The sequence below is a fragment of the Paenibacillus sp. FSL L8-0644 genome (assembly GCF_038008165.1).
In the GTDB taxonomy this organism is placed as follows: Bacteria; Bacillota; Bacilli; order Paenibacillales; family Paenibacillaceae; genus Paenibacillus; species Paenibacillus polymyxa_D.
Genome location: NZ_JBBOYN010000001.1, coordinates 2,270,267 through 2,292,094 on the forward strand (window position 1 = coordinate 2,270,267; position 21,828 = coordinate 2,292,094).

Below are 21,828 nucleotides of genomic sequence, written 5' to 3' on the forward strand. Positions count from 1 at the left end.
TAATCCATGAGTATGGATTTTATTGAAGCAATGAACGAGTTGGAAAGAGAAAAGGGGATCAGCAAGGATGTGCTGTTTGAGGCCATTGAAGCAGCCTTGATTTCTAGTTACAAACGGAATTTCAACACCGCACAAAACGTGCGTGTTGATATGAACCGCAACTCGGGAGTCATTAAGGTATATGCCCGCAAGCTGATCGTTGAGGAGGTATTGGATCCTCGCACCGAGATTTCGTTGCCTGCGGCTCGTGAGATTAACCCGCATTTTCAGTTGGAAGATATCGCTGAAATTGAAGTTACACCACGTGATTTTGGACGGATTGCTGCACAAACTGCGAAGCAGGTCGTGACCCAGCGTATCCGCGAAGCGGAACGGGGACTGATCTACAACAAGTTTGTGGACAAGGAAGAAGATATTGTAACAGGAACTGTACAGCGCCAAGACCCACGTAACATTTATATTGATCTTGGTAAGGTGGAAGCGGTTCTCCCGTTAGGCGAATTGATGCCTAATGAGAAATTTAGCCATCTGGATCGAATTAAGGCTTATATTACCAAAGTAGAAAACACAACCAAAGGACCGCAAATTATGCTGTCTCGATCACATCCGGGTCTGCTTAAGCGTTTGTTCGAACTCGAAGTGCCTGAAATTTTTGATGGTGTTGTAGAGATTCGTTCCGTAGCGCGTGAAGCAGGCTTCCGTTCTAAAATCGCGGTTCATTCCCGGAACGCCGAGGTGGATCCGGTCGGCTCTTGTGTGGGTCCTAGAGGAACACGTGTACAGACTATTGTGAACGAGCTGCGTGGCGAAAAAATCGACATTGTACGTTATTCCGATAATGTTGATGAATACGTGGCTAATGCGCTGAGTCCATCCAAGGTGCTCGAAGTGCAGGTGTTTGAAGAAGAGAAAATGGCGCGTGTTATTGTGCCTGATTATCAGCTTTCTCTTGCTATTGGTATCAAAGGACAAAATGCCCGCCTTGCTGCTAAGCTTACGGGTTGGAAAATTGATATTAAGAGTGAAACACAGGCGGAGGAAGAACTCGGCAGACCGAGAACATCCACCGATGAAATGCATCAGGATTCCGTTTCTGTAGATTAAGCGGAGTGTAGGGGGGTTAATGCATGAAACAGAGAAAGATACCTTTGCGCAAATGTGTGGCCTGTCATGAAATGATGCCAAAGAAGCAGTTGATCCGTGTCGTCAAAACCCCTGAAGACGAAGTGTTGATTGACTTGACTGGCAAAAAGTCGGGACGCGGCGCTTACTTGTGCGGCAAAGTCGCCTGCTTCAAGCTGGCTCAAAAGAGCAAGGCACTGGATCGAGCATTGAAGCACTCGGTTCATCCTGATATTTATGAGCAGCTAAGTCGTGATTTTGCTGCCGTCGAGGAAGAATTCCTGGCGGCACAAGGCAGCGTGCAGGATGAATAAGGCGCTGTCTGGATTGGGTCTTGCCATGAGAGCTGGCAAGCTGCTAACAGGTGATGAGATCGTTTATAAAGCGATCAGGTCTTCAGAAGCCAAGCTGGTCATTCTTGCGAAAGATGCTTCAATGAATACTCAAAAGAAATTCCGCGACAAATGCGGGACGTACAAAATCCCCTTAATGATAGGATTTGACCGGGAAAGCTTGGGAAGTAGTATCGGCAAGCCTGAACGGGTTGTGCTGGCTGTGACGGATCAAGGATTCGCGAAATTGATCAAGAAACATGCGGGGATAATGTCGGAGGTGGAGTATATTGAGTAAACAAGAAAACAAAGACAAAGTGCGGGTATACGAATACGCCAAATCGTTGAACATGAGCAGCAAAGAAATTATCACCATTCTTAAACGGCTGGATATTCCCGTGAACAACCATATGAGCGTCATGGAACATGATGCCGTAGGTAAAGTGGAAAGTTTTTTTAAGAATATTAAATCCAATGCTGCGGCCAAGCAAGGCGAAGCAGGTACGGTGCAAGTAAGCTCGAATCAGGCCGGTTCAAGCCAGAATAGTAATCATTCAACTGAGCAAACCAAAAATCAACAGGAAAAGCAGGTAAGTATGAATAGGACAAACAACAACCAAAACAGTAACCGAAGCAGCGCTCCAAAAGCGCAAAGCAGTCAGCAGGGCGGTCAAAACCGCAGTCAACAAAGTACTAGCAGACCCACTGGTCAGCAAAGTACACAAAACCGCAGTAATGGTCAACAACAGGGAGGACAACAGCGTCCCGGCGGTAACACAGGTTCGCGTCCTCAAGGTAGCCAAAGCACTAACTCACGCCCTCAGGGAAGTAGTCAGGGTGGTACGGCTGTAAGAACATCATCCTCCACAGGTAGCAACAATGCGAACCGTAGTGGTGGCAACCGTACAGGCAGTAACTCCAACAACGGTGGTAACCGTTCCGGTCAAGGACGTTTTGACGATAACCGTCAAGGCGGCGGACGCGGTGGTAACGGTGGTCGTGGAGGCAATAATCGCGGTGGTAGCAATCGTGGCGGGAAATTTAACAATCGTGGTAAAGGTCAACAACAGGAACGTCGTGAGAAAATCGACAACACGCCAAAGAAAATTATTGTTCGTGGTGAGATGACCGTAGGCGAAACTGCCAAGCTTCTTCACAAGGATGCGTCAGAAGTCATCAAAAAGCTGATTATGCTCGGAACGATGGCGACCATTAACCAGGAACTGGATATGGATACTATCCTCTTGCTTGCCGGAGACTTTGGTGTCGAGGTAGAAGTGAAAATTCCGGTCGAAGAAGATCGTTTTGAAACGGTGGAAGAAAATGATGATCCTGCGGATCTGAAAACACGTCCACCCGTTGTAACGATTATGGGTCACGTCGATCATGGTAAAACAACTTTGCTGGATGCCATTCGCTCGACTAATGTAACTGGTGGCGAAGCTGGCGGTATTACACAGCATATTGGTGCATACCAAGTTGAAATTAACAGCAAAAAAATCACTTTCCTGGATACACCGGGTCACGAAGCCTTTACTGCTATGCGTGCACGTGGTGCTCAAGTGACAGATATGACGATTATCGTGGTTGCAGCTGATGACGGTGTTATGCCTCAGACGGTCGAAGCTATTAACCATGCGAAGGCGGCAGGTCTGCCAATTATCGTAGCTGTGAACAAGATCGACAAACCAGATGCCAACCCGGATAAAGTGAAGCAAGAACTCACTGAATATGAATTGGTACCTGAAGAGTGGGGCGGCGATACGATTTTCGTCAACGTTTCCGCGAAACAAAGAATGGGTCTGGAAGACCTGCTCGAAATGATTCTGCTCGTAGCTGAAGTGAATGAGTACAAAGCGAATCCGAACAAACGGGCACGTGGTACCATCATCGAGGCAGAACTGGATAAAGGCCGCGGTTCTGTGGCTCGTATCCTCGTTCAGAATGGTACACTGAAAGTTGGCGATGCTTTCGTAGCGGGTAACTGCTTCGGACGTGTGCGTGCCATGGTCAACGATAAAGGTCGTCGTCTTAAGGAAGCAGGTCCTTCCACTCCAGTTGAAATTACTGGTTTGACAGAAGTTCCACTTGCTGGCGATCCATTCATGGTGTTTGAGGATGAGCGGAAAGCACGCGCTATTGCTGACAGACGTGCGATCACACAACGCCAATCTGATCTGGGCAGTAATACACGCGTAACACTGGATGACCTGTTCCAACACATCAAGGATGGCGAAATGAAGGATCTGAACGTCATTATTAAAGGTGACGTGCAAGGTTCTGTCGAAGCGTTGAAAGGTTCCTTGAACAAGATTGAAGTCGAAGGTGTGCGCGTTAAAATTCTTCACAGTGGTGCAGGAGCAATCACCGAATCCGATATTATTTTGGCCGCAGCTTCCAATGCTATTGTCATTGGTTTTAATGTTCGTCCGGATAACCAGGCGAAATCTACAGCGGAAGCTGAAAAAGTGGACATTCGTCTACACCGTGTCATTTACAATGTCATTGAAGAAATAGAGCAAGCCATGAAGGGCATGCTGGATCCTGAATATAAAGAAAATGTGATTGGGCATGCTGAAGTACGTAACGTGTTCAAAGTTACTAAAGTCGGTACGATCGCTGGTTGTATGGTGACATCCGGTAAAATTACCCGTTCAGCAGAAGCACGCCTGATTCGTGATGGCATCGTCATTTTTGAAGGTAAAATCGACTCACTGAAACGCTTTAAGGACGACGCAAAAGAAGTTGCCCAAGGTTACGAATGCGGTATTACCCTTGATGGCTATAATGATGTTAAGGAACTCGACATTATTGAAGCGTTCGTCATGGAAACAGTGGAGCGCTAACGGCAGAGAGGTGAGCATCCATGGCTAAAATACGTACAGGTCGGGTTGGTGAGCAGATCAAGAAGGAGCTAAGCCAACTCATCCAAACTGAATTAAAAGACCCCCGCATCGGTTTTATCACGGTAACGGGTGTCGATCTTACAAATGATTTGTCCCAAGCGAAAATATACTTGAGCGTGCTCGGGGATGAAGAACAAAAAAATTCTTCCCTGAAAGCATTGGACAAAGCGAACGGTTATCTTCGTTCTGAACTCGGCAAACGGATACGGCTGCGCCATATTCCTGAGTTGATTTTCAAAATTGACGAATCTATTGCTTACGGCAGTCGAATTGAAAAACTGCTGAGTGATATCGACAAGGATGAAAAATAAAACTTTTAGTTTGTCTGAAGGAACCATGAACTGAATGTAAAGGAGAAGGCAATGCATACCTATGAACAGGCGCTTCAACAAGCGAAGGAATTTATTCTGGAGCATGATGATTACCTGATCGTATCGCATGTACAGCCGGACGGAGACGCAGTCAGCTCCACCGTAACGGTGGGCTGGCTTCTCTCATGTCTGGGGAAGAAATTTACCATGCTGAATGAGGGACCTATTCCCAAGCGCATGGATTTTTTATGGCATGCCGATGAGATTATGGATATGAGCCAGCAACCGCCAGAACGGAAATACAATCGGATCATTTGTGTAGATTGTGCGGATTACCGTCGTGTTGGTTTGACTGAGCAGTTTTTTACGGAAGATGCCATTATCCTGAATATTGATCATCATCCAACAAATGATGCTTATGGTACAGTTAATGTGATTAAGTCGGATGCTGCGGCAACAGCGGAAATTCTTTTTGATCTACTGGAAGAGTTTGCAGTAACCTGGGACGTCGAAGTAGCAACGGCTTTATATACAGGGTTGCTAACGGATACAGGAGGTTTCCGTTATTCCAACACTTCACCGAAAGTGATGTCTGCTGTGTCACAGTTACTTGCTTACGGTGTAGATGGTCCCTCTTTATCTGAGAAATTGCTCGAGGAAATGACCTTTCCACAAATGAAGGTGCTGACAAAAGCATTGCAAACGCTCACGATGTCCGAGGATGGAAAAGTCGCTTGGGTCGTTGTATCACCTGACGATATGACAGAATGTGGCGCTGTAAATGAGGACTTGGAAGGCATCGTGAATTACCCAAGAAATATTCGTGGTGTTGAGGTAGGCATTTTCTTTAAGGTTATTAATGATCAAGCGGTCAAGGCCAGCTTGAGATCGGCAGGGAATGTAGATGTAGCCGCGCTGGCTCAATCATTTGGAGGCGGTGGACATGTACGTGCGGCTGGCTGTCGGCTAGAGGGTAAACTGGAAGATATCATTAAGACAGTTGTAGGGCGGGTGAAGTCTGAGCTATGAACCCGATAAAGAAGGAACAAGCAGCTTGGGAAGGCGTCCTACCAGTCTATAAACCTGCTGGATTTACCTCTCATGATGTGGTGGCCAAGGCTCGCCGTTTATTAGGTATGAAGCGAATCGGACACACTGGAACGCTTGATCCGCAAGTAACCGGTGTTTTGCCCTTGTGTCTGGGACGTGCCACCCGCGTGGTGGAATACATGCAAGAGCGGCCCAAGGAATATCGGGCTACACTGCGATTAGGCATTGCCACGGATACCGAGGACCTGACTGGGAAAATTACGGAAGAAAGTGAACGTCCAGTAGAGGTGACGGAAGTGGAAGTCAAAGCGGTTCTGAAGCGTTTTGTTGGTACGATCTCCCAAGTGCCTCCAATGTACTCCGCGCTAAAAGTGGACGGCAAACGCCTATACGAACTGGCTCGAGAAGGCAAAACTGTTGAGCGCCAAAGCCGTGAAGTAAGCATTTATGAGTTGGAGATGACGGGATTCGCGGAGACGGAGGGGTATGTGGATATTTCTTTTCGTGCCTTATGCTCCAAAGGTACTTATATCCGTACACTATGTGTTGATATTGGCCGTGAATTAGGATATCCTTCAACGATGGTCAAGCTGGAGCGAACCATGTCTGCGGGAATTCCTGCGGAACGTTGTCTGACTTTCGAAGAGATAGAGCATTTCGTAGCGGATGGCAGTCTTGGAGAGCGACTTATTACAACGGATCAGGCGATTGACTATATGCCTGAGCATATAGTGGCTGAAGCCAAGGTAACTGCGGCTCTGCAAGGCCAGCGCCTGTCGCTGAATATGATTTCACCACCTGTGACGGACAACCAGCCCTTCCGTTTGTATAAAGAGGATAAAACGTTTTTAGGCATATTTGGTCGGGATGAATCAGACGCGATTGCTCCCATTAAAGTTTTTTTAAGATTATAGAATTTATAGATTTTCAGGGGAGCTGAACAATTCTATAATTGCAAGAAAAACTTCCGCTAGGCGTGATCTGGCTTCCGTGAATTACGTCGATAGACGTTTTTCTTACCTTGAATTGTGCTATAATTTTGACGAAGTTAGTCAAATGATGTGAAATGCAGGTGAATTAATAATGATTACCGTATCGTTATCTTATCCATTGAGTGATGAGCTTTTGCAGCAATGGGGACGTCCACAGGTCACGGCGATCGGTCAGTTTGATGGTCTTCATCTTGGACACGCAAGCGTGATACGCGAGGCCGTTGCGCTGGCTCGTGAACAGCAAATGCCGGTATCTGTCATGACATTTCACCCTCATCCGAAGGAAGTCATGAAAAAAGGCGATTATGAAGGTTATTTGACACCGCTTGCGGACAAGCAGACTATTCTGGCTGATATGGGTGTGGATGTACTTTATATTTTGAGTTTTAACGAAGAATTTTCCAAGGTCAGCCCTGAGGCGTTTATGAGCGACGTGCTGCTTCCATTGCAAATTCGAACAGCGGTAGTAGGCTTTGATTTTCGGTTTGGCCACCGGGGAGCAGGGCATGAGAATACACTTCGGACGCTGGGAGGAAAGCTGATGTCTGTGCACACCGTACCACCGTTCGAACTGGATGGGGACAAGGTGAGCAGCTCTGGAATTCGCCGTGCTTTACAGACTGGGGATCTAGCGCATGCCTCTCGCTGGTTGGGACGTCCTTATCGTATCCAGGGTACTGTAATGGATGGGGAGAAGCGTGGACGTACGATCGGTTTTCCGACCGCTAATCTCAAACTGAGTGATACTTACGCGATTCCGATCAAGGGTGTATACGCTGTACGAGCACTAGTAGGTGATCGTTGGATAAACGGTGTAATGAATGTAGGGGTTAAGCCTACTTTCCATGAAGGTGTGCTGAATCCGTCGTTTGAGGTACATCTATTTGATTTTAATCAGCAAATTTATGGAGAGTCTGTACTTGTGGAGCTTCACCACTACATCCGTCCTGAACGCAAATTCTCTTCGGTGGATGAGCTGATCAACCAAATTGGCAATGACGCACAAACGGCTAAAAAGCTGTTAGGCTAATTTATTTACATAAGACAGGCGCTGTGTTATACTGACTTATGTTGTGTAAACAACGATGAACCTTAGCTTGGTTGTCCGCTTTCACCGGCGGCTACGAGGCTAATGGCGATTATAATGAAGGAGGTGAACAGGATGGCATTGACTCAAGAACGTAAACAGCAATTGATCGAGGAGTACAAAACTCATGAATCCGATACAGGATCACCAGAGGTACAAATCGCTATCCTTACTGAAAACATCGTCAACTTGCAAAGTCACTTTCGTTCGCACAAGAAAGACCATCACTCCCGCCGCGGGTTGTTGAAAATGGTCGGTCAGCGTCGTAAACTTTTGGCTTACCTGAAGAAGACTGATGTTAAACGTTACAGTGCGTTGATCGAGCGTCTCGGACTGCGTCGTTAATTTTCAGACATGTAATGAGAAAAGAAGCCTGGTTGTTCACCGCTTGTCCCTGCTAAGGCGACGGCGGACAGCAGCCGGGTTCTTTTTTGAAATGAGGAATCTTTTTTTGAATTACATATCCTGATTTGCCTGCGAGCTTCTTATGAATAAGACCTGCGCAGGAAATACTGAATATGTATAGAACTTTTACAATGAAATGAAATGGAGGGATACCATGGAGCAACGCGTAGAAATGCAGCTCGGCGGAAGAAAGCTGGTGCTGGAAACAGGACGTCTTGCGAAACAAGCCAATGCGGCAGTTAAAGTGAGTTACGGAGAAACAGTTGTGCTTTGTACCGTGACCGCTTCCCGTGAGCCGAAAGATTTGGATTTTTTTCCACTGACCGTAAACTATGAGGAAAGATTGTATGCTGTGGGGAAAATTCCTGGCGGATTTATTAAACGTGAAGGACGTCCGAGTCAAAAAGCAATTTTGTCCAGCCGTTTGACAGACCGTCCAATTCGCCCATTGTTCCCGGAAGGTTTCCGGAATGATGTACAGGTGTTGAACCTGGTTATGAGTGTCGATCAGGATTGCGAACCTGAAATTGCAGCAATGATCGGAACCTCGGCAGCACTTAGCATTTCGGATGTACCTTTTAATGGGCCAATCGGTGGAGTCGCTGTAGGACGTGTAGACGGACAATTTGTGATTAACCCGGATATTGCACAGCAGAATGCAAGCGACATGTACCTGGTTGTAGCCGGAACGAAAGATGCCATCATGATGGTAGAAGCCGAAGGCAATGAGATTCCAGAGGAAGTTATGCTGGAAGCCATTATGTTCGGTCATGATGAGATTAAGAACATTGTGGCAGTCATTGAACAATTGGTGCAAGTAGCAGGTAAAGAGAAAATGCAGGTTAAACTGCATGCTGTTGATGAAAAAGTGAACAGTGAAGTACGTGCTTATGCAGCTGAACGTTTAATGGAAGCTGTTAAAATTGCAGAAAAACATGCCCGTCAAGAGGCGATTGATGCAGTCAACGAAGAGACAGTTGCCCATTTTGAAGCACAATACATAGAGACACCAGAGCTTTTGAGCGACGTGAGCGAAGTTCTCTATGATATCGTCAAGGAAGAAGTACGTCGTCTGATCACGCATGATAAAGTGCGTCCTGATGGTCGTAAGCTTGACGAAATTCGTCCGATTGAAAGCGACACTAGCATCTTGCCGCGTACTCATGGTTCGGGCTTATTTACACGCGGTCAAACGCAAGCACTTAGCATTTGTACACTTGGTGCATTGGGTGATGTGCAAATTTTGGACGGTATTGATTTGGAAGAAACAAAACGCTTCATGCATCATTACAATTTCCCGCCATTCAGCGTAGGGGAGGCTCGTCCTTTGCGTGCGCCAGGTCGTCGTGAAATCGGACATGGTGCTCTTGGTGAACGTGCGCTTTCCAAAGTAATTCCTTCCGAAACTGAATTTCCATACACCATCCGTCTGGTTTCTGAGGTACTGGAATCGAATGGTTCGACTTCACAAGCTAGTATTTGTGCAAGTACATTGGCTATGATGGATGCAGGTGTACCAATTAAAGCTCCAGTTGCAGGTGTAGCGATGGGATTGATCAAGGATGGAGATCATGTCTCTGTATTGACTGATATCCAAGGTATGGAAGATCACCTGGGCGATATGGACTTTAAAGTTGCTGGTACTGCGGAAGGCGTAACTGCCATTCAAATGGATATTAAAATTAACGGTATTGACCGCCAGATTTTACAGGATGCGCTCAAGCAAGCTAAAGAAGGACGCTTGTTCATTCTTAGCAAAATGATGGAAGCGATCCAGAAGCCACGTGAGCAGTTGTCTCCGTATGCTCCAAAAATTATGACGATGCACATTAACCCGGACAAAATCCGTGATGTTATTGGAGCTGGTGGTAAAATCATCAACAAAATCATCGAAGAAACTGGCGTGAAAATCGATATTGAACAAGATGGTCGTGTGTTCATCGCTTCCACAAATCAAGAGATGAATGAAAAAGCACGTTCCATTATTGAGGGTATCGTAAAGGAAGTCGTGGTCGGTGAGATTTACATCGGTACAGTAAAACGGATTGAGAAATTCGGTGCATTTGTTGAAATTTTACCAGGTAAAGATGGTCTGGTTCATATTTCTCAACTGTCTACTGAGCGTGTAGCCAAAGTTGAAGATGTAATTGCTATTGGGGATACAATTACGGTGAAAGTAACCGAAATTGATCAACAAGGACGTGTCAATCTGTCCCGTAAGGCTGTTCTGACAGCAGAAGCACCTGCAAAATCCTAGGACCTGCATGTCGCAGACTAGAAAGGCAGGAGAAGCTTTTCGTATTAACAGTACAAGGGATTTGAATAGCATTGTTTAAGCTTTTGGAAAGAGGCAGAGCTACGTTTCTGGCTCTTTTTTCATACATATACACAAGCTGCACCCAAGTGAGCTTCTAGAGCTTGCTACGTCATAGTTCTTGTCCTCGTCGCATACAATGTGGACAAACGGGCGGGGGGATGAAGGAATTATGAGTAGGGCAAAACGAGCAGTGTGGGTGGTAGCCAGTTTAGCCATCACACTGGTAGTCGGACAGTTTAGCGGGGTTCGTGACTTCGCTGATCAATTAAGCAATGGAGACGTTACAGGAGTTGGGGAGCCTAAAGTTGAAACAACGATGGCGATGGCGGCTTTACCCGATAATGCGCTTATGCAGCGACTAAGAACAGAAGCAGCCCGTCAGCGGCGGGAGCCAGTTGATGCCAAGATCGACAGGGTATGGAAGGCTATTCCAGGCTATAACGGGCTGGAGGTGGATTTGGATGCTACCTATCGCAAAGCGATTGCATCTCCGGATCGACCCATTCAATATGTATATCGGCAATTGGCACCTAAAATACATTTAAATCAGCTTGGTAATGTTCCAATTTACAGGGGGAACCCCGAAAAGCCGATGGTATCCCTCATGATCAATGTAGCATGGGGGAATGAATTTATCCTGCCGATACTGAACACGCTGGATCAGGAAAAGGTCAAGGCTACATTTTTTCTTGATGGAAGTTGGTTGAAAAAAAATCCAGATCTCGCCAAGGAGATTCAAAAAAGAGGGCATGAGCTTTCGAATCATGCTTACTCTCATCCGAATATGAGCCGTCTGAGTCGGGCCAGAGCCACACAAGAAATTGAAAAGACTCAAGTGCTTCTTCAAGAAACTTTGGGTATCAAAAATTACTGGTTCGCCCCTCCTTCGGGTGATTTTAATCAGCAAACGGTGGATATAGCAGCAGAAAGTGGGCTCAAAACAGTGTTGTGGACATTGGACACAGTAGATTGGAAACATCCGTCACCGGAATCGGTGATTAACAAAATCAGTAGTAAGGTAGAATCAGGCTCCCTGATATTAATGCACCCAACAGATTCCTCAGCGGCTGCTCTCAAAGGCATGATCCATGCCATTCGTAGTAAGGGACTTATGCTCGGAACTGTCAGTCAGACGCTTTCCCCTGATCGGCAACTACCTGTTCCGGTTGAGTGAACGTCTTTTTTCTGTTAGGATTGAACATTATGGCTAAGTATGCAATTCAGTTTAGGAGGGCCAATCGTGGAAAGAATTCAACTCAAAAACGGCCTAAGAGTGGTCATTGAAAAAATTCCAACCGTGCGTTCAGTTTCTTTCGGCATCTGGGTTAAAACGGGCTCCCGGAATGAAACGCCGGACAATAGCGGTATCTCTCATTTTATCGAACACATGCTTTTCAAAGGAACAGAGCGTTTTAACGCTAAGGAAATCGCTGAGCAATTCGATGCCATCGGAGGAAATGTTAATGCTTTTACTTCGAAGGAATATACATGCTATTATGCCAAAGTGTTGGATGAGCATCTACCGATCGCAGTTGATGTGCTGTCTGATATGTTTTTTAATTCCAAACTAGATCAGGAAGAATTGGCAAAAGAGAAGAATGTGATTTTGGAGGAAATCTCCATGTATGAGGATACACCGGATGATATGGTGCATGATCTTGTATCTCGCGCCGCCTATGGTGAACATCCACTAGCTTATCCGATTCTCGGAACCGAAGATCACCTGCTTGCTATGGATAGCTCACATCTCAGCCAGTATATGAGGGAACATTATACAATTGACAATACGGTTATCAGTGTGGCTGGTAATGTTGACGATCGCTTGGTAGAATTGTTGGAGCGACATTTTGGACATTTTGACAATCATGGAACCGTTTCGCCGCTGACAGTACCTGCGTTTAACGGTGAACTGTTGTATCATGAGAAAGCAACGGAGCAAAATCATATTTGTTTATCCCTACCTGGATTTGCGACGGGTGACGACCTCCAGTATGCTATGGTTTTGCTGAATAACGCGATCGGCGGCGGCATGAGTTCACGTTTGTTTCAAGAAATTCGGGAAAAGCGTGGGCTTGCTTATTCGGTCTATTCCTATCATAGCTCCCATGCGGACAGTGGCATGTTCACGATCTATGCAGGTACGGCTCCTAAGCAAACAAAGGACGTGCTGGATTTGACGCTGGAGCTTTTACGAGATGTGGCTGTCAACGGTTTAGACGCTAATGAGCTTCTTAAAGGTAAGGAGCAATTAAAAGGAAGTTTGATTTTAAGCCTTGAAAGTACAGGTAGCCGGATGAATCGGCTTGGAAAAAATGAATTAATGCTTGGTCAGCATTATACGCTGGATCAAATGATCGAACATATCGAGCAAGTGACGGCGAATGATGTGAACAAAGTGCTGGATCGGATGTTCTCGGAGCCGTTTGCCCTGTCGATGGTGGGAGCGAGTGATTCAGCGGTAAATGATATGAGGAGGGACTATTTTGTTAACTTACGTGGAAATTAACAGACTCGCGGGCAATGAAGATATTGAGCTGCCCCGCAAAATGTCAGAGCTTGCATCAGGGTTTGACTTGTATGCAGCAGTACAGGAAAATCTGGTACTGGAACCCGGCAAGCGTTGCCTCGTTCCAACCGGATTTGCAATAGCTATGCCGGCGGGATTGGAGGCACAGATCCGTCCGCGAAGTGGACTGGCTCTTAAGCATGGTATTACTTGTCTCAATACACCGGGAACAATTGATGCGGATTATCGTGGGGAGATTAAGGTACTTCTTATTAATTTGGGCGAGGAATCGTTCACGATTACGCGCAATGAGCGAATTGCACAAATGGTATTTCAAGCTGTACCTGAGGTAGAGCTGAAACAAGTAGACCAATTATCTGAAACAGTGCGTGGTGCTGGAGGCTTTGGTCATACAGGACGCTGAGGCAATGGTTGGTTTAAAATGACGAATATCTATTTTGTAAAAGCTTCGTATTTACTTGCTTAAGAGTATGTATGCATTTAAAGGTCGACTCATAAAGAGGCGGCTTTTTTTTGTGTTTTTTCACCCCTCTCCGGGCACTCGCATAGACTAAAAGCATATCGTGTCTCGGAAAGGAGTGATCCGGATGCTAACAGGAATACGCGTCGTTGTTTTGGGTGGCGATGCGAGGCAGCTTGAGGTAATCCGTAAATGTGTGGACATGGATGCTACCGTCAGTGTGGTCGGTTTTGACAAGCTTGAAGTACCACTCAAAGGAGTGACACTAGAACCACTGTCTGTCAAGCTGCTGGAATCGTCAGATGCATTGATTTTGCCGGTGGTGGGATGCGATGAGGAAGGCAACGTAAATGCACTTTTCGGAGCACAGAAGCTTCAGTTCCTGAATGAGCATGCTGCTGCTCTTCCACCTCATTGTATTGTATATACAGGAATGGCGCGGACGTACTTAAAAGAAATTTGTACCAGACATGAGTTAAAGCTGGTAGAGCTGCTGGAGCGAGATGATGTGGCCATATACAACTCTATACCTACGGCCGAAGGCGCACTGATGATGGCCATTCAGCATACTGATTTTACGATTCACGGTGCAGATTGTATGGTTCTAGGCATGGGACGGACTGGATTTACCATGGCAAGGGCACTACAGGGATTGGGAGCTAGAGTGAAGGTTGGAGTACGGCGGGCAGAGGATGCAGCGAGAGCCGTGGAAATGGGTTGGAAGCCTTTTATGACAAGGGATTTAGCACATGAGACAAAGGGAGTTGACTTGATTTTTAATACGATACCCTCTATGATTATCACAGCGCAAATCCTGTCTAAATTGCCACTGAGCACCGTGATTATAGATCTTGCTTCCGCCCCGGGCGGATGTGATTTCCGTTATGCGGAAAAGCGTGGAATCAAGGCTATGCTTGCCCCTGGTCTTCCCGGTATTGTTGCTCCCAAAACTGCTGGTGCCATTATAGCGAATACGCTGGTGCAGTTGTTAATGGAAGATAATCCTGATCGGGGGGATGCACAATGAGTTGGCAAGGGAAAACAGTAGGTTATGCAATTACAGGCTCACATTGCACATTTGAAGAGGTAATGCCTGTTATACAGCGCTTTGTTGATGAGGGTGCAAAGGTCGTCCCTATTATATCCAATACAGTGCTAACAACGGATACTCGCTTTGGTACTTCGCAAAGTTGGCAAAAACAGTTGAAAGATATAACAGGGAATGATATCATTTCTACAATTGTGGAGGCTGAGCCACTGGGTCCCTCCCAAATACTCGATGTGCTGGTGATTGCACCTTTGACGGGGAATTCGATGAGTAAGTTAGCGAATGCGATGACAGACAGTCCGGTTTTGATGGCTGCCAAGGCGCAATTGCGCAACGGCCGTCCACTTCTTTTAGCCATATCTACTAATGATGGACTGGGCCTAAATGCTGCCAATATCGCCAAATTACTCGTAGCCAAAAATATCTTTTTTGTACCGTTCGGACAGGACAATCCAGTTAAAAAGCCGAACTCGCTTGTAGCTAACATGGAGTTGATTCCGGAGGCTGCTTATGAAGCATTGCAGGGCAAACAGCTTCAGCCGATGATTGTGGAACGCAAGACCCCATGAAGTATTATAGTTAACTGCTGAGCATCCCTCGCCTAGAAGATGATTCGATATTGTATCGGGTCTAATTTCTTGTTGGCGGTGGATGCTTTCAGAATAAAAAATGGTTTTTTAGTCGAGAAGGGGAGATATACCAGATGAGCAATAGAAAGTTTAATGTAGCTGTCGTTGGAGCGACAGGCGCTGTAGGAGAACAGATCGTAAATCTGCTGGAAAAACGGGATTTTCCTGTGGACAAAATCAAATTTCTTTCTTCGGCTCGTTCTGCCGGCACGTTAATTAGCTTTAAAGGTCAGCAAATTCCAGTAGAGATTGCTACCCCCGACAGCTTTGAGGGAATCGACATTGCTTTGTTTAGTGCAGGTGGAGACGTAAGTAAGGAATTGGCGCCGCATGCTGTTCGTCATGGGGCAGTTTGTATTGACAACACCAATGCATTCCGAATGGATCCGACAGCTCCTCTTGTAGTGCCTGAGGTGAACAGCGACAAAATTGCCGAGCATCAAGGCATTATTGCGAACCCGAACTGCTCCACCATTCAGATGGTAGCTGCTTTGAAACCATTATATGATCAGTATGGCATTTCTCGTATCATAGTATCCACATACCAGGCCGTTTCCGGGGCTGGAAGCCGAGCTATTGATGAATTGAATCGTCAAAGCGCAGCGATTCTTAACGGTGATGAAGTTCAGCCTGATCTGTTGCCAGTAGGCTCGTTGCCAGTAAAACATCAGATTGCTTTCAATGCTATTCCGCAAATTGATAAATTCCAGGACAATGGTTATACACTGGAAGAAATGAAAATGGTACGTGAAACGAAAAAAATACTGGGTGACGAATCGGTGGACGTAACAGCAACGTGTGTACGTATTCCTGTTGTATATGGTCACTCGGAATCTGTATATGTAGAACTTAAAAAAGATTATGATTTAGAAGAAATCCGTAATTTGCTGGCTTCAGCACCGGGAGTAACGCTAGTGGACGATCCTGCTGCTCAGCTTTATCCACTGGCATCTGAAGCTGCAGGAAAACCTGACGTATTTGTGGGGCGTGTACGCCGTGATTTGGGCAATAGCCGTGGATTGAATTTGTGGGTCGTATCCGACAATCTGCTCAAAGGAGCGGCATGGAACGCGGTGCAAATCGCGGAAATTATTGCTGCAAACGCGGAGTAACGTTCCAATATGGGGGAAAAATAATGGGTATTTTGGTGCAAAAATTTGGAGGAACCTCGCTTTCCACACCTGAAGCACGTAAACTTGTGTTGGCACATGTGAAGAGGGAGCTGGAACAAAATCTTCAATTGGTTGTTGTTGTGTCGGCCATGGGGAGAAAAGGAGAGCCTTATGCCACCGACACGCTGCTGGATTGGGCGGTGTCTAACGGCGACAGTCTGCCAAAGCGCGAACGGGATTTATTGCTGTGCTGTGGTGAAATTATTTCTGCTGCTACATTATGCAGCCTGATGGAGAAGGAAGGTATTCCTGCTACAGTGCTAACTGGGGCACAGGCGGGCTTTATTACGGATGATCAATACGGCAATGCTCGTATTTTGGATATAAAGCCAGACCGTGTTGTTGAAGAGTTGAACCAAGGCAGAGTTGTCATTGTGACAGGTTTTCAGGGACAAACAGCAGACGGTGATATGACTACCTTGGGTCGGGGAGGCAGCGATACGTCAGCTACTGCTCTAGGTGCTGCTCTACATGCGGATATGGTTGATATTTATACGGATGTGAATGGTATATTGACCGCCGATCCGCGCATTGTGGAAAACGCAAAGCCTCTTACACATGTTAGCTATACGGAGATTTGTAATATGGCTCATCAAGGAGCAAAGGTTATCCATCCTCGTGCTGTTGAAATCGCCATGCAGGCTAATATCCCGGTCCGTGTTCGCTCTACCTTCTCCGAAGGAGAAGGTACGTTAGTTACCCATCCGGAAGGCTTTAAAGACGTGCAGGCAGACATCGTAGACCGTTTCGTGACCGGTATTGCGTATGTTGGCAATGTCACTCAGATTAATGTTGAATTAAAGCCGGGTATGGAGCACTTGCAATTACAAGTGTTCAAATCTATGGCTGAACATGGAATCAGCGTTGATTTTATTAATGTAACGCCATCGGGGGCAGTTTATACTGTGTTCGATTATGATGGAAGCAAAGCGGTTGAAGTATTGAACGGGTTGGGTCTAGAACCTAAGATACTGGCCGGATGTGCTAAAGTTTCTGTCATAGGCGGTGGTATCAACGGGGTACCGGGCATTATGGCGACGATTGTGGAGGCATTGGCAGAATCAGACGTACAGATCCTTCAATCCGCAGATTCCAACACGACGATCTGGGTACTTGTTAAAAAAGAAGATATGGTGCAGGCTGTACGCGCATTGCATAATAAATTTGAACTCCATCAATAGGTGCATGGTCCGTGCTCGGATTTGCAAAAAGGAGGCAGCATGGTGAACTTCGGCAGATTGATTACCGCGATGGTGACACCTTTTGATCAGCAAGGAGAGATTGACTGGACTGCATTGTCCTCGTTGATTGATTATTTAATAGAAGAACAGCATTCAGAGTCACTTGTTGTATCTGGAACAACAGGAGAGTCTCCTACCCTGAGCGATGATGAGAAAATCAAGTTGTTTGCTTTTGTTGTAGAAAAAGCAGCTGGACGATGTAAAATTATTGCCGGGACTGGCAGCAACAATACGCGTCACTCCATTCATCTTACCCGTGCCGCGGAGCAGGCAGGAGCAGATGGTGTTCTACTGGTAGTGCCATATTATAATAAACCGAATCAGGAAGGGATGTATCAGCATTTCGAAAGTATTGCAAACTCCACATCCCTTCCAGCTATACTGTATAATGTTCCAAGCCGTACTGGAGCGAGTCTAACAGCTGAAACAACGCTGCGTCTTGCACAAATTCCAAATATTGTGGGAACCAAAGAATGTGCATCACTTGCGCAGGTTACACAGATTGCAGCGGCAGCGCCAGAGGATTTTCTGGTTTATTCCGGGGATGATGCTTCTGGGTTGCCTGCTATGGCTGTAGGTGCTTATGGTATTATCAGCGTAGCGAGCCATGTGGTAGGTGCTGAAATGAAGCAGATGATCGATTCACTTGTAGGAGGACACTCTCAGGAGGCAGCAAAGTTGCATCAGCAGTTGTTCCCGATTTTCAAGGGTTTGTTTGGCTGTCCTCATCCTCTGCCTAATCCAGTGGCAGTAAAATATGCATTGGAATTACGAGGGATTAGGGTTGGTTCGGTTCGGTTGCCGCTCATTCCTCCAACTGAGGATGAAGCGGAATTTATTAAGAAATTATTTACCCGCTAAAGACAAATAGGAATGTAGGATATTAATTAATACTAAGGAGTAACCTTGTTAAGGGCAGTCGGTAGGTACAAAACCGATAGAGTTTATTGTCTGACAAGGTCCTCCAGCATGAAGGACGTTCTTATAGGACGTCCTTTTTGCTGTGCTTTTAACCATGCATATAGATAAAATGACAGATACTAATGGTTTGAGACGGCAATGGGAAACCTAGCGTAACGAACAGGATGACTTGTTTTTTCGTATTTTAATCATGTATAATGGGGTCAAGTGACTGGGTGCGGTATTTTTTTGAAAATTAAATAACAAATCAAGGTACGACGTCCAACTACCATAGGAGGTTTAGATTCATTTGTCTAAAAAAACAAACAACGATAAATTGATGATTTTCGCTTTGGGCGGCGTCGGTGAAATCGGGAAAAATATGTATGTCGTTCAATACGGCAATGACATTGTCGTGGTGGATTCCGGTCTGAAATTCCCGGAAGAGGACATGCTGGGCATTGATATCGTTATTCCTGATATTTCCTACCTTACAGAGAACCGCGACAAAGTAAGAGGCATTGTGCTGACTCATGGTCACGAGGACCATATCGGCGGTTTGCCTTACGTGTTGAAACATTTGAATGTACCAGTATATGGTACCAAATTGACGCTGGGATTGGTGGAAAACAAGCTGAAGGAAGCGAATCTGCTTGGTGAAACCAAACGTATTTTGATCAATGCTGATTCCGAAATCAAGCTGGGTTCCACACTAAAAGCAACCTTCTTCAGAACCAACCATAGTATTCCGGATTCTGTAGGTGTATGTATTGATACTCCTGAAGGCGCTGTTGTTCATACTGGTGACTTCAAATTTGACCATACTCCGGTGAACGGACAATATGCAGATTTGCAGCGTATGGCTGAAATTGGCACACGTGGCGTACTGGCTCTTTTGTCAGACAGTACGAATGCCGAGAAACCGGGCTTTACACCTTCGGAAAAGAGCGTTGGTATTGTGCTGGAAGACATTTTCCGCAAGTCGAGACAGCGTGTGGTCGTAGCCACTTTTGCTTCTAACGTACATCGTATTCAGCAGGTAATTAATGCTGCTGAAGCAACGGGACGTAAAGTAACAGTTATTGGTCGAAGCATGGTTAATGTCGTAGGCATTGCTTCGGACTTGGGCTATTTGGAAATTCCGGATGGAATGCTGATTGAGCCTGAAGAAGTTGGCAAAATGTCAGCGGACCGTGTAGTTATTCTCTGCACAGGCAGTCAGGGCGAACCGATGTCCGCTTTGACAAGAATGGCTCGTTCCACACATCGAAAGGTTGACATTCTTCCAGGGGATTCAGTCATCATTGCAGCTACTCCGGTACCGGGTAATGAAAAATACGTTGGACGCACAATTGATGAACTGTTCCGTCTGGGTGCCAATGTATATTACAGCGCAGCTAATCCAGGTATTCACGTTTCTGGACACGGAAGCCAGGAAGAACTTAAGCTGATGCTGAATCTGATGAAACCAAAGTTCTTCTTGCCAATTCATGGTGAGTTCAGAATGCAACGTCGTCACGCCCTTCTTGCTGAAGGCGTAGGTATTGAGCCTGAAAATATCTTCATCACGGATATCGGTGAAGTCATTGAAATTCAGAATGGCGGAGCACGCAGAGCTGGTAAAGTTACAGCAGGTAACGTACTGATCGATGGACTAGGCGTAGGGGATGTAGGAAATATCGTATTGCGCGACCGTAAATTGCTGTCACAGGACGGTATTTTGGTGGTGGTTGTCACGCTGAGTAAGCAAGACGGAACGATTAAATCGGGTCCAGATATCATTTCCCGCGGTTTCGTTTATGTCCGTGAATCGGAAGGTTTGCTTGATGAAGCGAATCGTATTGTCTCAAGTACCCTGCATAAGCTCATGAGTGAAAATGTAAATGAATGGGCTTCCCTCAAGACAAATGTCAAGGATGCACTGGGTCGCTTCTTGTATGAGCAAACTCGTCGCAGACCGATGATCCTGCCAATTATAATGGAAGTGTGATTCAATTGAAATTTGTTCAAAAACCTGAATTAAAAACTTAAGTCACAGGCACACAGTCGCCTCTCTTCCCGCAGGAAATATTGGACGGTTTCCGCGGAAGGAGAGGCTTTTTTGATTTTTCGGGGCAAGGAAAAGCATGGGGGTAGGTATAAAATATTCCATTTACATCCCATACTATAGGGTGACTACGGGTCATATAGATGCGTAAAGCGAAAGGAAGATCACCCATATGGAACAATACAGCAATCTATCATCTGGCAACGAGGAAACGGAAACGCCAGATCAACCAGAAATTGGGCAAAGACCCGCGTTACCTGCTATGGAGGCTTTGCAGCAACTGGGTCAAACCTCCATGCCTGGAGGCGAGTCCAATATTTTTTGCATGACGATTATCGGTCAGATTGAAGGGCATCTCATTTTACCGCCTCAAAACAAAACGACAAAATATGAGCACATTATTCCCCAACTGGTAGCGGCAGAACAAAATCCTCGTATCGAAGGATTAATGATTTTGCTGAATACAGTTGGTGGTGATGTAGAGGCAGGACTGGCTATTGCTGAAATGATCGCATCGATGAGTAAACCAACGGTGACCATTGTGATAGGCGGGGGGCACAGCATCGGTGTGCCGATTGCTGTGTCTTCCACTTATTCCTACATTGCGGAGAGTGCGACGATGACCATTCATCCTATTCGTATGAGCGGACTGGTCATTGGAGTCCCACAGACTTTTGAATATATGGAAAAAATGCAGGAGCGTGTCGTACGCTTTGTCGTTTCTCATTCTCGTATTACAGAAGAGCAGTTTAAGGAATTGATGTTTAAAACCGGTGAGTTAAACCGCGATATTGGTACAGCGGTTGGGGGAGCCGATGCAGTGAAGTATGGATTGATGGACGCGGTTGGAGGGATCGGAGAGGCTTTAAAACAGCTGAACACCATTATTGAAACGCGGCGTCAGCAAAACGGGAACGCTGGGATCCAACAGCAGGCTCCGTATGCTCCTTTTATTCCCAGTGCTACAGGAACTCCTACAGAGACACTGTCAGGGGAGCATAGCGGGGAGCTATCTCAATGACATTATATACTGTAATGCCAATGGAAATGGTGTGGCAAGGGATGTGGAAAGAGGCTGAGGAGCTTGCAGAGGTTCGAGTAGACGGTCTACTTATGCAGGTACAGCCGCTTGAAAGTCGTCGGGGGATCATTGTACGGTTGTTGGACTGCCCGCTGGAAGCCTACCTGAATCCGCGTTATGGACCCGGTCAAGTCATCGAATGGTCGTAGAAGGTGTCGAATAGTATAGAAATCGGTCATTTATTGCTGAAAAAGAACATAT

The 21,828-nt window shown here is 46.1% G+C and carries 21 protein-coding genes; all 21 read left to right on the top strand.

Annotated elements, in window-relative coordinates; translation table 11 throughout:
* Positions 1-6: 6 nt before the first annotated feature.
* Positions 7-1,104 carry a transcription termination factor NusA gene (gene nusA / locus NSS94_RS10440; protein WP_013309927.1) on the top strand — a complete coding sequence of 366 codons (1,098 nt, stop codon included), beginning with the start codon at positions 7-9 and terminating at the stop codon, positions 1,102-1,104.
* A 23-nt stretch (positions 1,105-1,127) separates the two neighbouring features.
* Positions 1,128-1,436 carry an RNase P modulator RnpM gene (gene rnpM / locus NSS94_RS10445; RefSeq protein ID WP_341039251.1) on the top strand — a complete coding sequence of 103 codons (309 nt, stop codon included), beginning with the start codon at positions 1,128-1,130 and terminating at the stop codon, positions 1,434-1,436.
* Positions 1,429-1,752, top strand: a complete 324-nt coding sequence (locus tag NSS94_RS10450; protein WP_322156797.1) for a L7Ae/L30e/S12e/Gadd45 family ribosomal protein — start codon at positions 1,429-1,431, stop codon at positions 1,750-1,752. The genes rnpM and NSS94_RS10450 overlap by 8 nt, the downstream gene beginning before the upstream one ends.
* Positions 1,745-4,300: a translation initiation factor IF-2 gene (gene infB, locus NSS94_RS10455; RefSeq protein ID WP_029517022.1), complete on the top strand. Its 2,556-nt coding sequence runs from the start codon at positions 1,745-1,747 to the stop codon at positions 4,298-4,300. Before NSS94_RS10450 ends, infB begins: the two co-directional genes overlap by 8 nt.
* A gap of 20 nt (positions 4,301-4,320) precedes the next feature.
* Complete coding sequence (rbfA, locus tag NSS94_RS10460) at positions 4,321-4,671, top strand: 30S ribosome-binding factor RbfA (RefSeq protein ID WP_010346342.1); 351 nt, start codon at positions 4,321-4,323, stop codon at positions 4,669-4,671.
* 51 nt (positions 4,672-4,722) lie between these two features.
* The gene (locus tag NSS94_RS10465) at positions 4,723-5,700 is read left to right on the top strand and encodes a DHH family phosphoesterase (protein ID WP_069011407.1); all 978 of its coding nucleotides are present in this window, start codon (positions 4,723-4,725) and stop codon (positions 5,698-5,700) included.
* Positions 5,697-6,635, top strand: coding sequence for a tRNA pseudouridine(55) synthase TruB (truB, locus tag NSS94_RS10470; protein ID WP_341039253.1), 939 nt, complete (start codon positions 5,697-5,699; stop codon positions 6,633-6,635). Before NSS94_RS10465 ends, truB begins: the two co-directional genes overlap by 4 nt.
* 169 nt (positions 6,636-6,804) lie before the next feature.
* A complete protein-coding gene (locus tag NSS94_RS10475) occupies positions 6,805-7,743 on the top strand; it encodes a bifunctional riboflavin kinase/FAD synthetase (RefSeq protein ID WP_341039254.1) in 939 nt (312 codons plus the stop codon).
* 132 nt (positions 7,744-7,875) lie between these two features.
* Positions 7,876-8,145 carry a 30S ribosomal protein S15 gene (rpsO, locus tag NSS94_RS10480; protein WP_007430074.1) on the top strand — a complete coding sequence of 90 codons (270 nt, stop codon included), beginning with the start codon at positions 7,876-7,878 and terminating at the stop codon, positions 8,143-8,145.
* 214 nt (positions 8,146-8,359) lie between these two features.
* The gene (gene pnp, locus NSS94_RS10485) at positions 8,360-10,462 is read left to right on the top strand and encodes a polyribonucleotide nucleotidyltransferase (protein ID WP_039274655.1); all 2,103 of its coding nucleotides are present in this window, start codon (positions 8,360-8,362) and stop codon (positions 10,460-10,462) included.
* Positions 10,463-10,691: 229 nt separating this feature from the next.
* A complete protein-coding gene (locus NSS94_RS10490) occupies positions 10,692-11,696 on the top strand; it encodes a polysaccharide deacetylase family protein (protein WP_341039256.1) in 1,005 nt (334 codons plus the stop codon).
* A 66-nt stretch (positions 11,697-11,762) separates the two neighbouring features.
* Positions 11,763-13,028 carry a M16 family metallopeptidase gene (locus NSS94_RS10495; RefSeq protein WP_341039257.1) on the top strand — a complete coding sequence of 422 codons (1,266 nt, stop codon included), beginning with the start codon at positions 11,763-11,765 and terminating at the stop codon, positions 13,026-13,028.
* A complete protein-coding gene (gene dut / locus NSS94_RS10500) occupies positions 13,006-13,452 on the top strand; it encodes a dUTP diphosphatase (protein ID WP_039274649.1) in 447 nt (148 codons plus the stop codon). The genes NSS94_RS10495 and dut overlap by 23 nt, the downstream gene beginning before the upstream one ends.
* A 184-nt stretch (positions 13,453-13,636) precedes the next feature.
* The gene (dpsA, locus tag NSS94_RS10505) at positions 13,637-14,536 is read left to right on the top strand and encodes a dipicolinate synthase subunit DpsA (protein WP_029517030.1); all 900 of its coding nucleotides are present in this window, start codon (positions 13,637-13,639) and stop codon (positions 14,534-14,536) included.
* Positions 14,533-15,126, top strand: coding sequence for a dipicolinate synthase subunit B (locus NSS94_RS10510; RefSeq protein WP_029517031.1), 594 nt, complete (start codon positions 14,533-14,535; stop codon positions 15,124-15,126). Before dpsA ends, NSS94_RS10510 begins: the two co-directional genes overlap by 4 nt.
* A 134-nt stretch (positions 15,127-15,260) precedes the next feature.
* Positions 15,261-16,298 carry an aspartate-semialdehyde dehydrogenase gene (locus NSS94_RS10515; protein WP_341039258.1) on the top strand — a complete coding sequence of 346 codons (1,038 nt, stop codon included), beginning with the start codon at positions 15,261-15,263 and terminating at the stop codon, positions 16,296-16,298.
* Positions 16,299-16,321: 23 nt separating this feature from the next.
* On the top strand, positions 16,322-17,539 hold the full coding sequence (gene dapG, locus NSS94_RS10520) for an aspartate kinase (RefSeq protein WP_069011410.1): 1,218 nt from the start codon (positions 16,322-16,324) through the stop codon (positions 17,537-17,539).
* Positions 17,540-17,578: 39 nt separating this feature from the next.
* On the top strand, positions 17,579-18,460 hold the full coding sequence (gene dapA, locus NSS94_RS10525; protein WP_341039259.1) for a 4-hydroxy-tetrahydrodipicolinate synthase: 882 nt from the start codon (positions 17,579-17,581) through the stop codon (positions 18,458-18,460).
* Positions 18,461-18,809: 349 nt separating this feature from the next.
* Complete coding sequence (locus tag NSS94_RS10530; protein ID WP_013309942.1) at positions 18,810-20,489, top strand: ribonuclease J; 1,680 nt, start codon at positions 18,810-18,812, stop codon at positions 20,487-20,489.
* 229 nt (positions 20,490-20,718) lie between these two features.
* Positions 20,719-21,567: a ClpP family protease gene (locus NSS94_RS10535; protein ID WP_029517034.1), complete on the top strand. Its 849-nt coding sequence runs from the start codon at positions 20,719-20,721 to the stop codon at positions 21,565-21,567.
* Positions 21,564-21,776 carry a YlzJ-like family protein gene (locus tag NSS94_RS10540; protein ID WP_023988229.1) on the top strand — a complete coding sequence of 71 codons (213 nt, stop codon included), beginning with the start codon at positions 21,564-21,566 and terminating at the stop codon, positions 21,774-21,776. Before NSS94_RS10535 ends, NSS94_RS10540 begins: the two co-directional genes overlap by 4 nt.
* The last annotated feature ends 52 nt before the right edge of the window (positions 21,777-21,828 follow it).